Genomic DNA, 14,019 nt, shown 5'->3' on the forward strand with positions numbered 1-14,019 from the left:
CGAGTTGCTGAACGGGCGCGAGTCGGAGACCGAGCGAAAGTGAAATTGCAACGAGAAGCACAGAGATGGTTTCACCGACTCTAAACAGGGACGATCCGCTCGAGGCGGGTTCCTTCGTCGTAGAGCGTTCGCCCCGTTTTCTTGCTCATCGGACTACGTACGGCCACCGAACGCCTCTCCACAAGCTATTTGTGCATCAGTGTCATTTATCAGCCAGAGACCGATGGAAACCTCTTCTCTCCACTGAGCCGAATGCCGTCGGTGAATCGCCTTGGAGGCAAGCCCCAGGGCATTCTCCTAGTCCGCTTGCAACCTTGTGTATTGAGTCCAAGTACGACGGACACAAGCGGCTCGTTTTTCGGCAACTAGTGCTGGTATGGGCCAGTTGAGTCAGGGCACAGTATCGATTCCAATAGTCAGACGATCACGAAACAACCATTCAAATGTCACGAACATCCAGCCACAGTCGACGCACAGTCATCGCAAAACGCTCCGCGACCGGCCCGATCGAAACCGACGAAATTCGGGCGCTCGTTTCCGGGGCCGGGCACGAAATCGTCGCAGAACTAACGCAGGTCGGCCCAGCGGACCCCGGAACGTATTTCGGACGGGGGAAAGTCGAGGAACTCGCCGAATCAGTCCTCGATCACGGCGCACAGCGCGTAGTCGTCGACGGCGAGCTCTCGCCGAGTCAACACCACACCCTCGAGTCGATGCTGCCGGACGAAACGGCTGTGACCGACCGATACCGGCTCGTTCTCGAGATATTCGAGAACGGTGCCGGCACACGACGAGCACAGTTACAGGTTGAACTGGCACAGCTCCGATACGATCTACCGCGGTTGATCGAATCCGCGGACGAGGGCGCGCTAAACAAGGTGACCGAAAAGGGATCACCCGTCTACGACGTTCGCGGTCGTATCGACCACCTCGAGCAGAAACTCGCGGAGCTTCCGGATCCGGCCGACCAATTTCGCGAACGTCGCCGCGACGAGGGGTTCGACCTGGTGACGATCGCCGGATATACGAACGCCGGGAAATCAACGCTACTCCACCGACTCGCCGACGATCTCTCTATCGATCAGTCCGACTCGGAGGCGAATGAGTCAGCGTCACACTCGAACAAAGACGCCACGGCGGCCATCGAGGATAGACTCTTCAAGACCCTCGAGACGACAACCAGACGCGCGACTATCGCCGACCGGCCGGTTCTCGTGACGGATACGGTCGGATTCGTTGACGACCTTCCCCACGACCTCGTCGAATCGTTCAGTTCGACACTGTCGGAGGCGACGGCGGCCGACGCGGTCGTACTCGTCGTCGACGCGAGCGATCCACCGGACCAGTTCCGCGAGCGACTCGATGTTTCCCTCGAGGTGCTCGCCGCACAAGGAGTCGACCGCGATCACATTATTCTCGTCCTGAACAAGATCGATTTGCTCTCAAGCGAAGCCCAAACACGGCGAGAAACGATCGCTGCAGAGCGCGTTCCAGCGGGAGTCGCGGGACCGATTTCGGTCAGCATCCGTAACGGAACAACCCTTGAACCGTTGCGGACGGCACTTCGAGCGCAGTTGCCGTCGGAACGGGCGAGCATCGAAATGCCGAACTGCGATGAGGCGATGTCCATCCTCTCGAACGCCTACGATCGAACATCGGTAGAGCGCGCCGACTTCGATGGAGATCAGCTACTCCTCGAGTGTCAGGGTCGCCCGTCCGTTCTTCGTCAGTTACGAAATCGGGCGTCGTCGCTCGAGGATTCGGAGCAGTAGTTCTCAGATCGCGTCTCAAATTTTCCCAGTTGCCCGGTTACCGGAACGCAGCGACGGTATCGACGATAAGTCGGTGAACGCCGAGTGCGAGTTCGCGGAGAACCGGAGCGCCGTCGTAGAGCCACAACAGCGCGGCGAACAGCCCCATCCCGAACTGAGCGAGGATGTACAGCGACGGATCTCCAGAGAACAGTTCATGATAGTACGTTCCCAAGAGCGAGAAGAAATGCTCCGAAAAGGAGACGCTGTGGTCGTGGCCCCGACTCGAACCGAACGGCCAGAGCACGATGCCGAACTCGAGGTAGCCGTCTCTGACGACCCCGTCGATGATGTCTGCTGGAAGGTGCACGAGGTAGCCGAATCCGAACGCGATTCCGGCGTGTGTCCGGCCGTAGGATCTTGCGAGGAGTCCCACGGCGAGAGAGAGCGGGATCGCAAAGAAAATTGAGTGGCCCAGCGCGTACCCCGACTCGAAGATCTCATACTGCCAGGCGAGTGGTTTGTCGATCAGATCAGGTAACACCGACGCGAAGACGACGGCGAATGCCTCGAGACCACCCGGCGGGGCTCGATAGTAGGCGTGACAGAACAGGGAGTAGACGACGTATCCCATGATCGCGTGCTCCCACGGCCACATATTACGTTCTCACCGTCACAGTTGCCGGGATACGTGTTACGGACCGCTTCCGTCCCAACGTAACGATTCCCGACGCTAAAGAGAGACCCATTACTCGAGACGTGGGGCCAACCGGCTAAAAGATTTCCGAGAGCGAGATTGTGTGTAGCTCACGAAATTGTCGATCTCCTGGCCCGAATACGTCCGCGGATAGTACCAGGTAATCAATGATTGCGTGCCGAAACGGCCAAACGGCTCGACCTCGTCGGATCGTCTATGAAGTTCGCGCCAGGGGCCTGGAAGTACGCGATCGTGCCGCTGATCGTCGCGCCGTTTGCATTTCTGGTCAGCGTCGGCGCGAGCGCGATTTCGCTCGTCCTCGGACTCGCAACGCTCGCGTTCTTCCGTGATCCGGATAGAGCGGCGCCGGTGTCGGGGACGGTCGCCCCCGCCGACGGTAACGTCTCCGTGCTGCGATCTGAAGGCGACAGAACCCGGTTAGGGACGTTCATGAACGTCTGGCACGTCCACGTCGTTCGCTCTCCTTTCGACGCCACGGTGACCGACGTCGAACACATCGACGGTGCAAACAAACCGGCGTTCTCGAAGGACTCGGACCGGAACGAGCGGGTTCACGTGACCCTCGAGTTGGAGGATCCCGACGCCGTTGTCCCCGGCTGGGAGTCAGCTTCGGAAGCAGATCCAAACGAAGGGCCAGACGAGGTGCGAGAAAACACTCCGGAAACGACACCGGATACGACAGCAACGACAACCACAGCACCGACAGCCACTGTCACCTTCGTCGCCGGCGCGTTCGCCCGACGAATTCATCCTTACATTGAACCGGGAGAGACGCTCGAGCGGGGCCAGCGACTCGGCCACATCGCCTTCGGCAGTCGCGTCGACGTCCTGTTCCCGCCCGGCGTCACAATGGGGGATATCACAGTCGACCCCGGCGATTCGATGAGGGCGGGCGAAACCGTCGTCCTTGAATCGCCGAACGTAACGGTCGATGACGGTTTCGCAGAACCTACAGGCAGCGACTAGACGAATCGAAGAGGTCGGAACCGAATCTGTGTTTTTATGGCTCGTGTCGCCGGTCGTCCGCTTAGCTCTCGGTGTCGACCGCAGTTCGAGCCGCCTCGAGGTGGGACTGTTCGATAACCACATCGCCCGCTCTCTCGTTTGCCTCCTCGGGGCCGTACTCCATCGCAATCTCCCGAATGGCCTTCATCGAGGCGTCGCGGACGAGCGCCTCGAGATCTGCGCCAGTGTACCCCTCCAGTCCGTCCGCGAAGGCGTCGATATCCACGTCATCTGCAAAGGGCTTGCCGCGGGTGTGAACCTCGAGAATCTTCCGTCTCGCTTCGGTATCGGGTTCGGGGACGAGAACGTGTGTATCGAGCCGACCGGGCCGAAGAAGCGCCGGGTCGATGAAGTCTCGACGATTGGTCGCGGCGAGCACGACGAGGTTCGGATTCTCGCTCATCCCGTCGAGTTCCGTCAACAGCTGCGAGACGACGCGTTCGGTGACTTCGTGGCTCTCTCCTCGAGTTCCCGCGATGGCGTCGATTTCGTCGAAGAAGACGATCGAGGGTGCGGCCTGTCGAGCGCGCTCGAACACCTTGCGAATCGCTTTCTCCGACTCGCCGACGTAACGGTCGATGATTTCAGGGCCGTCGACTCGAACGAAGTTCACGTCGGTTTCGCCGGCGAGCGCCCGTGCAAGTAGGGTTTTTCCCGTCCCGGGTGGACCGTGGAGCAAGACGCCGGAGGGTGGCTCCGTGTTCGTCTCCTCGAACAGCCTGTCGTAGGTCAGGGGCCACTCGACGGATTCGCGGAGGGTTCGTTTGGCGTCCTCGAGGCCGCCGACGTCCGAGAAGTCCGTGGTCGGCGATTCGGCGACGTACTCGCGCATCGCGGAGGGTTCGACGGAGGCCAGCGCGGCGTCGAAGTGCGATTTCGTCACCTTCGGGTCCTGATTCCAGGCCGTTCGACCGTCGGCGTCGGTCGGCCTGCTTCGGATGGCGGCCATCGCGGCCTCGCTGGCCACGGCGTCGAGGTCGGCACCCACGAAGCCGTGCGTTCGACTCGCGATCTTGTCGATTCGAACGTCGTCCGAGAGCGGCATTCCGCGGGTGTGGACCTGCAAAATCTCCTTGCGACCTTCCGCGTCGGGAACGCCGATCTGAATTTCGCGATCGAACCGACCGCCCCGCCTGAGCGCGGGGTCGATCGAATCGACGCGGTTGGTCGCGCCGATGACGATCACCTCGCCGCGCGCGTCGAGGCCGTCCATCAGCGTCAGCAGTTGCCCGACGATCCTGTTTTCGGCGTCCCCGTCGTCGTCTCGAGTGCCAGCGATCGAGTCGATCTCGTCGAAGAAGATGATCGTCGGCGAATTTTCCCGAGCTTTCTCGAACGTCTCCCGAAGCTGCTCCTCGGATTCGCCCTTGTACTTCGACATGATCTCCGGGCCGGAGACGGTCTCGAAGTTCGCGTTGACCTCGTTCGCAACGGCTCTGGCGATCAGCGTCTTCCCCGTTCCGGGCGGGCCGTAGAGCAACACACCCGACGGCGGTTCGACACCCAATCGCTGGAAGAGATCGGGTTCCGACAGCGGGAGTTCGATCATCTCACGAACTAACTCGAGCTCCTCGTCGAGACCGCCGATATCTTCGTAGGTAACTCCGGAGGGCGATTCCGGCTCGGGTTCGGCGGCGGGTTCTGACGGAGAAGCGACGGTCCCGGACTCGTCGTCCGCGGATGGATGCGCCCGGGTGACCTGGATGGAGGTCGAACTCGTGATTCGAACGTCGCCGTCGGGATCGGTATCGAGCACGGTAAACGGTTCGGGCGCGACGCCCTCGACTCTGATCTGTTCGCCGGCCCGAATCGGTCGATTGCGAAGTTTCTTCGTCGCGACTCGCTCGGCCAACCGCGATTCGGCGTCGGCGAGCTCCGCCGGGGCCCCGAGCGTAACCCGCTTGGCCTGGCTGATTGCCGACGTGTCCTTCGTTCGAACGACGACGGTGTCGCCCACGTGGACGCCCGCGTTGGCTCGGGTGTCGCCGTCAATCTGGATAACTGACTCGGGAATCGACGGATCTGCCGGCCACATCTTGGCGATCGTCGTCTCCTCGCCGTCGATGACGACCGTATCTCCGCTCAGCACGCCGAGTTTTCGCCGGGCAAGCTCCGGAATTCGAGCCACACCCCGCCCCGCGTCGCGTTTCTCGGCGGCCCGAACGGTTAGCGAAACCTGAACGGAATCCGACTCACTCATAGGTCACCGTTTCGGCCGTACCGTCTTGAGAATTGCCCCATCGAACTGGGACGGGATGGACGAGAGCGAGGACAAACGGCAGCGAACGGCGGATCGTTTCGGAGAAACGCCTTTGAGTTCAGGTACCCCTAGACCGGCTATGGTCGTCGAGACAGAGCGCGACAACGCGACGTGGTACGAGTGTGAAACCTGCGGATTGCTCTTCAACGACGAGACTGAAGCGACCGAACACGAAAAACAGTGCGACGATACGGATCCCTCCTACATCCAGTAACGGCTGTCTCGCCGCTCGCTAATTCGACTCGAGGCGATCGCGATGCTCCGTGGCCAGTTCCGCCGCCTGCTCGCGGGTCTGGGTCGCCGTCCACCGAACGCGGTCCCCGTCGTCGTAGGCCAGCGCCGTTTTGAGTTCGTCCCGAAGGATGCCGGAGCCGATACTCCGCACCGTTCCGTCCTCGTCACCGAGTTCGTAGACGCCGGGGCGATCCGGAACGCGCCCGATCGTTTTTCGATTCAACTCGTGCCACTGTTTCTGGAGCGGCATCACTCGGCCCTCTCGACGAGTTCGTAGGCGTGCTCGCTCATCTCGTCTTCGGCGAAGACGAACACGCGCCCGTCGACGAGCGAGGGCTCTGCGTCGACGCGAATCGAGTACGCCTCCGTCGAGACACGGACGCCGGGGAACAGTTCCTCGTCGTCCTCTCCCTCGAGCATCACGCGGCCGACGCCCGTGGTCTCGAGGATTTCATCGTGGGTGTTCCGATCGTTGACGTAGGTCATCACGCCCTCGATGCCATCCGGATCGGTGACGAGCACGTGGACCTCCTTTCCCGGCGGCGTTTTGATCGAGCCCTCGACGGCCTCCGGCGGGCCGTGATAGAACGCTTCGCGGCCGTCGAGATAGTGGACGACGATACCGCCATCGACGAGATCGACCTCGAGCGTACTCGGGGCGACGTTACTTCGCATGCTCATACCCGAACCGACGTGACGGACTCGCAAAAACGAACCGCTCTCCACGTCACCGACCGCTCCGGCCAAAACGGCGTAGACCGCCAGCCGTAAATAGTCGCTCTGAATGGTGATAGATATGGACGGCCGTGCTGTTGCACCCGCCGCGGGAACGGTGCTGAACGCGCTCGCAACCGGAACCGGTTCAGCCTTCGCTATCGACCTCGAGACGACGGCAACGGTCGATCTGACGAACGACGGCGAAATCGAGGCCACGATCGCCGATCAGCCCGATTCCGATACGGCGCTCATCGAACACTGCGTCGAAATGACCGTCAATCGATACGCCGAGGACGCGGGGCTCAGTCCGGAGGCGGTCGGGGCGCGCGTTCACACCGAGAGCGAGATTCCGATGGCCGCCGGGCTGAAAAGCTCGAGTGCGGCGGCCAATGCGACGGTGCTTGCGACCCTCGACGCGCTCGAGATCGCAGACGCCGTCGAACGCGTTGACGCATGTCGGCTCGGCGTGCAGGCGGCCCGAGAAGCTGGCGTCACCGCAACGGGCGCGTTCGACGACGCGAGCGCGAGCATGCTCGGCGGGGTGACGATAACCGACAACGCCACCGACGAAGTGTTGTCCCGCGAAGCGGCCGACTGGCACGCGCTGGTGTACACGCCGCCCGAACAGGCGTTCAGCGCGGACGCGGATATTTCGGATTGCGAGCGCGTCGCACCGATGGCGAATCTGGTCGCCGAACTCGCGCACGAGGGCCGCTACGGCGAGGCAATGACCGTCAACGGATTCGCATTCTGTGGTGCACTCGGGTTTTCCACCGACCCAATGCTCGACGTGCTTCCGGCGGTCGAAGGCGTCTCGCTGTCAGGAACCGGCTCGAGCTTCGTCGCGATCGGCGACCGCGAGCAACTCGAGGCCGTTCGAGACAGCTGGGAGAATCGAGCCGGATCGACGCGTTTGCTACGGACACGAAACGACGGTACACAAACCACATGACTCGAGAAACACCACCAAACGGGGAGAACCGGAAGCCGGAGGAAATGGACCTCGAAGAACTTCGCGAAGAGATCCAGACGATCGACCAGGAACTGGTCGAACTGATCGCACAGCGAACGTACGTCGCGGACACCATCGCCGCGGTCAAGGAAGACCGGGACCTTCCGACGACCGACGAGAAACAAGAGGAACAGGTCATGGAACGAGCGGGAGAGAACGCAGAGCAGTTCGATCTCGACCGGAATCTCGTCAAGGCGACGTTCCGAATGTTGATCGAACTGAACAAGGTTCACCAGCGTGAGAATCGGTGAATTACAGACTCCTCGCGGGGTTCGGCCGCTCGAACTCGCTTCGGTGATACCGATCATCGAATTCGACAATTACCGTCGGTAGCGTCTTCGATTTTAAACGTCGCCTTCGTACCGAACGGGAGTCCGCCCAGTCTCCTCGGGTTCCAGGTCCGGGTCGGGTGGCAGGAGGACTTCATCGACAAGGCTCGTGCGAACGCATTCTTTCCACGCCGCTACCGCGGTCGAGTGATACTCCTCGATAGTTTCCTCGTCGACGTTCTCATCGTGGTCGTTGCGAGCGATCGATCGTGACTCCTCCCTCGAGGGGGCCGGAATGCGAGTTCGTTTCGGGTCGTAGTCTCCGTGGACGTTGACGAAGGCTTCGGGGCCAAGATCAATCGGCGTCGGCTCATCGTCCGAGTCGGCGGAGGAAGGTTCGTCCAAAATACGCGGCGTAGCCCGTCTCTCACCCTCGAAAGGGTGGGAAACGCGGAGGACGTGACGGCGTCGTTCGGTTTCATCGCGGCCGTTTCGCTCGAACGCTGCGATGATGTCCTCGAAATCGACGACGACGGTTTCGATCCGCTTTGCCGTCGTTCGGGGTTCGGTCTGGGTCATCTCGATAGTGTATGTGTGCTATGGCAGTTTATATTCACGGTCGAGTCCCTACGTCTCGAGTGGAGTTCGAAAAAGCCAGTCAAGGTGAGATTCTCCTTGTCGTATGTGACGGGGTATATACCGGTGGGGCCACGAGTGGCCATCGATGCCCGTCACGGACGAACTGCTCCTCGTGTTTATTGCGGGGCTCGTTACCGGCCTCGCCACGGGACTGGGTGCCCTCCCTTTCTTTCTGGTCCGCGAGGTCACGGATCGATGGCTGGTCGTGCTCTGGGGGGTTGCAACCGGCGTTTTGTTCTCAGCGTCGACGGTCGGCCTCCTGGCCGAGGGGGTGGCGGACGGGAGCTTCGGTCACGTCCTCGTCGGCTGTCTTGCGGGGGTTGGGTTCGTCTTCGTTGCAGACCGAATAATTGCCAACTGGAATGTCCCCGCCCAACAGGACCCGACGGCCGATTATCGGATGGTCGTGTTGGCCGTCGGCGTACTGACCCTCCACAGCATTCCCGAGGGGATCGCCGTCGGAGTCGCGTTCGCCGATATCGGCCACGAGACGGAGGTCGTTCTTGGAGACGTTGCAGTGTCGACGCTGGCCGTCTACATGACCCTCGCGGTTTCGATCATCAACATCCCCGAGGGGCTGGCGATTGCGATTCCGCTTATCGCCTACGGAATGAACCGGTGGAAGGTGGTCGGCTGGGCGGTGTTCTCAGGGCTACCACAGCCTCTCGGTGCCGTACTCGCGTACCAGTTGGCCACCAGTATCGAGGCGCTCCTCCCGATGAGCTTCGGGTTTGCGGCCGGAGCACTGCTGTATCTCGTCTTCTCGGAGTACCTTCCCGCAGGGATAGCCAACGGAACCGACCTCCCTCGCAAGGGTCGGCCCGAACTCGTCTGTGGCGTCGCCGTCGGCCTCGTTGCAATGCTCGCTCTCCTCGTGATGATCGAATAACGTCAGTCTCGAAGTCAGCGGCGGAGATCAACCCGGTCGCGAGGAAGTACGGTTCGTGCCTACTACCGCCGGCACTGACTCATTACCGATTCACATACTAGGTCAGGTTCGATGGTCGTTCGTCCCCCCACGTCTCGAGACCCGGTTTCGGCGGACTGTTCGTTTATATCGAGATTCGACGTACACCGACGCAGTTTGCTTCGCGGTCTCGGGATCGATAGAGCGCGACTGTGGCCTCTTTAACGCACGCTTGGCGAGCACCTAGACGGCACAAAACGGATCGATCACGTCGGAGGTCGCACCGAGATCAGCTTCATCGGTTTGGCCCGTCGGTAACATCGCAGGCGACGATCACGGGATCTATTCGGTGCTGATCAGCGTATCGTGGCAAATTTATTATGGTGCACATCTCTATTTTAGTACACAATCCGCCGCTTGTTCGGTTGAAGACGGATTCCAAAGTTGTGTGGTGTAGTAGTGACAGGTTTGAGCAATTTAGATAGCGGTACTGGGTGACCGTCCATCGCAAATTGTGAAAGCGGCCGACTTGAATTTCGAAGCGCGAACAGTGTCCAGTTTCGCCCGTTACAGTCCTATTAAACCCTCTATTTTGACGAACTCTCCGGATAGATACCGTACACTCCGGTGAAAAACACGAGACGGCATACTGCCCTACCGATAGAAACGGATTTACAGGTTCGAAGTCAGATTCCCGTTAGCTGGAGACTCTGTCATCGAGAATCAACGTTGGCGAGATATGTTGTGATAAGAACACGATTTCTTCGAACCACTCTCGAATCTCGATGGCGGCACATAACAGCTTTGTTACCTTCGGATTAGAGAGATCCTGATGTATCACACAGGAGGAGTGCTCTCGTAAGCGTCAGTTAGTCCGAATATTAATTTCTATTTAAATAACAAATGAGTCATAAATACTACCAAAATGTTGATCTATGAAACGTTCGGTCACATTCTGACGATATTCGAACGGTTCACTCACGTCCTCTTCCCCAGCGAAACCGTGGTTCGATAGAAGTCGGTTCACCTCCCATCGAACAACGTTTTGGGAAACACTGTTAGTCGGAGTGTGAATTCATTTTTTCCTAACGTACCGGAAGAGCCGATGGACGCAGTATATTTAAGACAATCGCTATTCAAAGACTGTACAATGATTGAGACAGTCATGCTCGCGATCGGACCTGACGACGGCGATCGAATCGATAAACTTGCTGCGCAAGCGATTGATTTGGCTCAACCTGCAGACGCAACGGTTATTCTGGGACATGTCCTCTCCCAGAACACGCTCGAAGAGGAGCGACAACAGTACAACGAGGCGATTGATCAGGTTGGCCAGGATGTCAGGAAAGAGGATATAACACCAGAACGGCTGGCAAAAGATACGGATCCAGTCAGGAAAGCAATCGATCAGTTAGAAGCAACGGCAGTCGAATTCGAGATTCGCGCTGGGGCCGGTGACAAAGCGGAAGAACTCAGTCGAATAGCCGAGGCCAACAACGTCGATAACCTAATTATCGGTGGTCAAAAACGTTCGCCAGCAGGGAAAGCGATGTTTGGGAGTACGACACAACGACTGCTACTCAACGCGCCATGTCCGGTAACGTACGTTCGCGACCGAGACGAATAACGACCCGAATCACGACCTCGATTTCGCGGAGGACGGCTGCATCGACTTGTGACTGGCGAGAATATTGGACGCAAATCGTGTAATACGTGAACTTACCCGTGTAGTCGATGGTAAAAGCAAGTACATTGTGGATGGATCGGTGGAACGAATTTTTACCATCCACTTCCGCCTGAAGACGGGCGTATTCGCCTTGGCGTCTCTATAACTTCGCAGGGTGCTCTTCGGCGCCCTCGATACCGCAAACCCCACCGGGCGAGTACGGGTGATTCAGTTTAGACATCCACTCTGCGCCGATTTTGATTGACTCGAGTGGGTTGGGTGCCTGATCGTACTCGTAGACCAGGTAATCGACATCCGCAGCGTTTCGAGCAGCGGTCGCAACGGCTCGCATATTGACGTGGCCCTCGTCAACTTCCACGAAGTCACCGCTCGCAGTCATGTTCTTCATGTGTATCGACTGAACGTTATCGCTGTACTCGATCACGTAGTCGATCGGATCTTCGCCGCCGACGAGAACCCAGCCAGCGTCGAGCTGGAGGTGAACGTTGTCATTGATGTTCTCGGCGAAAATATCGTACGCGGTGGTATCTCCGATTTGCTGAAACTCGTGATCGTGGTTGTGATAGCCGAACTCGAGCCCTTCGTCGGCGACGCGGTCTGCCATCTCGTTGCATCGTTCGGCGAATTCGATAACGGAGTCTTCGTCGCTCCATGTCCCGTCGGCTACCATCGGTTCAACGAGTGCGGGACTACCGAACTGCGAGTAGGTCTCTATCGTCCCGTCGAAGTCCTCTTCGAGTTCCTCGAGGCCGACGTGAGCGCTCCCCATGTGGACGTCCGTCTCGTCGAGCGCATCGGCGATTTCGTCCGCATCGTCGATCATGAACGGTTCGACGGCATCGTATCCAGCGTCAGCGCATTCTCGGATCAGCTCTGCGGTCGAAAGGTCCGCTTCGGTAAACGACCAAAATTGAGCCGATGTTTCGATTGCTTCCGATGACTGAGCTGCGGGGGTAGATCCATACGCACTGGTTCGGGCTCGCGTCGACTGAGCTGCCTGTGCTGTCCCGATGGCAGCGCTGCCGACACCGATCGCACCGATACCCTGCAGGACGCGTCGGCGGTTCGCATTGTAACCTGATTCAGTAGATGTCCGTTCGTTCTCCCGGTCTGTCTGTGTTGAGTCGCTCATAATGATGTAGTTTGAAAGGCAGTTGCGTTTTGTGGTCTGCAATCTCCTACCACAGTACAAATTGTGGTAGCCTGTCTGTGAGTGTCAGTTAGTACGCCTTAATGATTTTGGTATCGGGAGTGTCAGAAGGACCGGTTTTTCGACACGACGCCGGCGGTTGTAGTAAAGCGGTGACAAATCGATCACGGGTCAACCAACGCTGGAACGACGATCGGATCACGTGGATTTCCCGTGTGCGCAAACGATATTTTTCGAATCGAGAACGACGCGATCGATGCCGTGCCGACGCGCAAGGACGATGTCTCCAAACCGGATAGGCAAGGTCAACGTGTCTATGAATGAGGCGACGCACGACCCTATCCGAGAAACGACCTGTCCCCCTTCGACGGTTACCAGTTCAAATCAGTATCGCTCTCTCGGCGAGAGAGCTGCTCTTTGTCTTTGCTGAAATCGAGATTCCGATCGAGGATCGTTTCCTCGGGATGACGCCACTCTTCGTCACAATCCTCACACCGCCATACTTCATAGGGGCGTCCCTCTTCTGGCTCCTTTCGACTTGAGTCCACAGGGGCGCGACAATGCGGACAGTATTCCGGCATAGTACCATACACTCGCGGAGCCCGCATATATCTATCTCCCGTAGTCGTTCTACCCCACGTTCTATCCGGCCGAGTTCGGAAACTGATCGGGAAGTGTCGGTGTCCCACCCGATCAGAACACACCTTTAATGTACGTTCAATACTACTGGTTGGATATGTCGATTCCGATAATTGACCCGCACATGCATATGGTTTCGCGGTCGATCAACGATTACGAACGCGCCCGACTGGCCGGCATCGAGTGTTGTATCGAGCCGGCGTTCTGGAGCGGAACGGACAAACAACACGCCGAATCGTTCTTTGATTATTTTGAACGTCTTATCGGCTTCGAAACCAACCGCGCCGAGCGCGCCGCCGGTATCGACCACTACGCCACCATCGGCCTCGAGCCGAAGGAAGCGAACTACCCGGAGATGGCCCAGCGAGTCCTCGATGAGCTTCCGGAATACCTCGAGCGCGAGGATGTCGTCGGCCTGGGTGAAATTGGCTTCGACCAGGGGACCGACGAGGAAGAATACGCCTTCAGAGAGCAACTCCGGATGGCCGAAGAACGCGAACTCCCGGTTATCGTTCATACGCCGCACACGAACAAACCCGAAGGAACCGAACGACTTGTCGAGATCATCCGAGACGAAGGCGTCACGCAGGACCGGATCATCCTCGATCACAACACCGAAAACACCATCGACATCTCGGCCCAGACCGACTGTTGGATCGGCTTTACCCTCTACCCCGGGAAGATCACCGACGAAACTGCGATCGATATCCTCGAGGAATACGGCACCGACAAGATGTTGCTCAACAGCGCAGCCGACTGGGATCCGTCCGATCCCCTCGCCGTGCCCAAAGCCAGAGACAAAATGCTCGATCGCGGCTGGGACCGCGAGGCGGTCAAGAAGGTCGTCTTCGACAACCCCTACGAGTTTTTCGACCAGTCGCCGAACTTCACCTACGAGGCCTAATCCATGGACTTTGGCTTCTCACTAAACGCCTTCCGGCAGTACGAGTTGGACGAATCGATCGAAATCCTCGCCGATATCGGCTACGACGGGATCGAAATCCTGCTCGACGAACCGCACCTGTTCCCGC

The 14,019-nt window shown here is 58.8% G+C and carries 14 protein-coding genes and 1 pseudogene; 9 read left to right on the forward strand and 6 right to left on the reverse strand.

Annotated features, from left to right (window positions below; all coding sequences use genetic code 11):
* Positions 1 to 443: 443 nt before the first annotated feature.
* Positions 444 to 1,772 carry a GTPase HflX gene (hflX, locus tag QNM96_RS21810; RefSeq protein WP_283838917.1) on the forward strand — a complete coding sequence of 443 codons (1,329 nt, stop codon included), beginning with the start codon at positions 444 to 446 and terminating at the stop codon, positions 1,770 to 1,772.
* Positions 1,773 to 1,809: 37 nt separating this feature from the next.
* Here hflX and QNM96_RS21815 read toward each other — a convergent pair whose 3' ends face one another.
* Complete coding sequence (locus QNM96_RS21815; protein ID WP_283838918.1) at positions 1,810 to 2,409, reverse strand: metal-dependent hydrolase; 600 nt, start codon at positions 2,407 to 2,409, stop codon at positions 1,810 to 1,812.
* A 255-nt stretch (positions 2,410 to 2,664) separates the two neighbouring features.
* Between QNM96_RS21815 and QNM96_RS21820 the strand changes: the two genes are divergently transcribed.
* Positions 2,665 to 3,435, forward strand: a complete 771-nt coding sequence (locus QNM96_RS21820) for a protein sorting system archaetidylserine decarboxylase (protein ID WP_283838919.1) — start codon at positions 2,665 to 2,667, stop codon at positions 3,433 to 3,435.
* Positions 3,436 to 3,496: 61 nt separating this feature from the next.
* Here QNM96_RS21820 and QNM96_RS21825 read toward each other — a convergent pair whose 3' ends face one another.
* Complete coding sequence (locus QNM96_RS21825; RefSeq protein WP_283838920.1) at positions 3,497 to 5,674, reverse strand: CDC48 family AAA ATPase; 2,178 nt, start codon at positions 5,672 to 5,674, stop codon at positions 3,497 to 3,499.
* Positions 5,675 to 5,813: 139 nt separating this feature from the next.
* Here QNM96_RS21825 and QNM96_RS21830 point away from each other — a divergent pair, with 139 nt between their 5' ends.
* The gene (locus QNM96_RS21830) at positions 5,814 to 5,948 is read left to right on the forward strand and encodes a hypothetical protein (protein WP_283838921.1); all 135 of its coding nucleotides are present in this window, start codon (positions 5,814 to 5,816) and stop codon (positions 5,946 to 5,948) included.
* Between the two features lie 18 nt (positions 5,949 to 5,966).
* Here QNM96_RS21830 and QNM96_RS21835 read toward each other — a convergent pair whose 3' ends face one another.
* Positions 5,967 to 6,218 (reverse strand): hypothetical protein, encoded by a 252-nt coding sequence (locus tag QNM96_RS21835; RefSeq protein ID WP_283838922.1) that lies wholly within the window; start codon positions 6,216 to 6,218, stop codon positions 5,967 to 5,969.
* The gene (locus tag QNM96_RS21840; RefSeq protein ID WP_283838923.1) at positions 6,218 to 6,649 is read right to left on the reverse strand and encodes a DUF5796 family protein; all 432 of its coding nucleotides are present in this window, start codon (positions 6,647 to 6,649) and stop codon (positions 6,218 to 6,220) included. The genes QNM96_RS21835 and QNM96_RS21840 overlap by 1 nt, the downstream gene beginning before the upstream one ends.
* A 115-nt stretch (positions 6,650 to 6,764) precedes the next feature.
* On the opposite strand from QNM96_RS21840, the gene QNM96_RS21845 reads away from it, so the two are divergent.
* Together QNM96_RS21845 and QNM96_RS21850 are read left to right on the forward strand one after the other, a co-directional pair.
* Positions 6,765 to 7,637 (forward strand): shikimate kinase, encoded by an 873-nt coding sequence (locus QNM96_RS21845; RefSeq protein ID WP_283838924.1) that lies wholly within the window; start codon positions 6,765 to 6,767, stop codon positions 7,635 to 7,637.
* Positions 7,634 to 7,948, forward strand: a complete 315-nt coding sequence (locus QNM96_RS21850) for a chorismate mutase (protein ID WP_283838925.1) — start codon at positions 7,634 to 7,636, stop codon at positions 7,946 to 7,948. Before QNM96_RS21845 ends, QNM96_RS21850 begins: the two co-directional genes overlap by 4 nt.
* A 93-nt stretch (positions 7,949 to 8,041) precedes the next feature.
* Here QNM96_RS21850 and QNM96_RS21855 read toward each other — a convergent pair whose 3' ends face one another.
* Positions 8,042 to 8,545 (reverse strand): hypothetical protein, encoded by a 504-nt coding sequence (locus tag QNM96_RS21855; protein WP_283838926.1) that lies wholly within the window; start codon positions 8,543 to 8,545, stop codon positions 8,042 to 8,044.
* Positions 8,546 to 8,690: 145 nt separating this feature from the next.
* On the opposite strand from QNM96_RS21855, the gene QNM96_RS21860 reads away from it, so the two are divergent.
* Together QNM96_RS21860 and QNM96_RS21865 are read left to right on the forward strand one after the other, a co-directional pair.
* The gene (locus QNM96_RS21860) at positions 8,691 to 9,494 is read left to right on the forward strand and encodes a ZIP family metal transporter (RefSeq protein WP_283838927.1); all 804 of its coding nucleotides are present in this window, start codon (positions 8,691 to 8,693) and stop codon (positions 9,492 to 9,494) included.
* A 1,168-nt stretch (positions 9,495 to 10,662) separates the two neighbouring features.
* The gene (locus tag QNM96_RS21865) at positions 10,663 to 11,139 is read left to right on the forward strand and encodes a universal stress protein (protein WP_283838928.1); all 477 of its coding nucleotides are present in this window, start codon (positions 10,663 to 10,665) and stop codon (positions 11,137 to 11,139) included.
* 199 nt (positions 11,140 to 11,338) lie between these two features.
* On the opposite strand, the gene QNM96_RS21870 is transcribed toward QNM96_RS21865, so the two are convergent.
* Positions 11,339 to 12,331, reverse strand: coding sequence for a sugar phosphate isomerase/epimerase (locus tag QNM96_RS21870; protein WP_283838929.1), 993 nt, complete (start codon positions 12,329 to 12,331; stop codon positions 11,339 to 11,341).
* Positions 12,332 to 13,112: 781 nt separating this feature from the next.
* On the opposite strand from QNM96_RS21870, the gene QNM96_RS21875 reads away from it, so the two are divergent.
* Positions 13,113 to 13,892, forward strand: coding sequence for a TatD family hydrolase (locus tag QNM96_RS21875; RefSeq protein WP_345782564.1), 780 nt, complete (start codon positions 13,113 to 13,115; stop codon positions 13,890 to 13,892).
* 3 nt (positions 13,893 to 13,895) lie between these two features.
* Positions 13,896 to 14,019: pseudogene (locus QNM96_RS23005) on the forward strand (sugar phosphate isomerase/epimerase); the annotation flags it as partial.

Source organism: Halostagnicola sp. A-GB9-2 (genome assembly GCF_030068615.1).
Lineage (GTDB): Archaea > Halobacteriota > Halobacteria > Halobacteriales > Natrialbaceae > Halostagnicola.

Excerpts from the sequence above, each read along its gene's own strand:
- hflX (WP_283838917.1), top strand. The coding sequence starts at position 444 with ATGTCACGAACATCCAGCCACAGTCGACGCACAGTCATCGCAAAACGC.
- QNM96_RS21815 (WP_283838918.1), bottom strand. The coding sequence starts at position 2,409 with ATGTGGCCGTGGGAGCACGCGATCATGGGATACGTCGTCTACTCCCTG.
- QNM96_RS21820 (WP_283838919.1), top strand. The coding sequence starts at position 2,665 with ATGAAGTTCGCGCCAGGGGCCTGGAAGTACGCGATCGTGCCGCTGATC.
- QNM96_RS21825 (WP_283838920.1), bottom strand. The coding sequence starts at position 5,674 with ATGAGTGAGTCGGATTCCGTTCAGGTTTCGCTAACCGTTCGGGCCGCC.
- QNM96_RS21830 (WP_283838921.1), top strand. The coding sequence starts at position 5,814 with ATGGTCGTCGAGACAGAGCGCGACAACGCGACGTGGTACGAGTGTGAA.
- QNM96_RS21835 (WP_283838922.1), bottom strand. The coding sequence starts at position 6,218 with ATGCCGCTCCAGAAACAGTGGCACGAGTTGAATCGAAAAACGATCGGG.
- QNM96_RS21840 (WP_283838923.1), bottom strand. The coding sequence starts at position 6,649 with ATGAGCATGCGAAGTAACGTCGCCCCGAGTACGCTCGAGGTCGATCTC.
- QNM96_RS21845 (WP_283838924.1), top strand. The coding sequence starts at position 6,765 with ATGGACGGCCGTGCTGTTGCACCCGCCGCGGGAACGGTGCTGAACGCG.
- QNM96_RS21850 (WP_283838925.1), top strand. The coding sequence starts at position 7,634 with ATGACTCGAGAAACACCACCAAACGGGGAGAACCGGAAGCCGGAGGAA.
- QNM96_RS21855 (WP_283838926.1), bottom strand. The coding sequence starts at position 8,545 with ATGACCCAGACCGAACCCCGAACGACGGCAAAGCGGATCGAAACCGTC.
- QNM96_RS21860 (WP_283838927.1), top strand. The coding sequence starts at position 8,691 with ATGCCCGTCACGGACGAACTGCTCCTCGTGTTTATTGCGGGGCTCGTT.
- QNM96_RS21865 (WP_283838928.1), top strand. The coding sequence starts at position 10,663 with ATGATTGAGACAGTCATGCTCGCGATCGGACCTGACGACGGCGATCGA.
- QNM96_RS21870 (WP_283838929.1), bottom strand. The coding sequence starts at position 12,331 with ATGAGCGACTCAACACAGACAGACCGGGAGAACGAACGGACATCTACT.
- QNM96_RS21875 (WP_345782564.1), top strand. The coding sequence starts at position 13,113 with ATGCATATGGTTTCGCGGTCGATCAACGATTACGAACGCGCCCGACTG.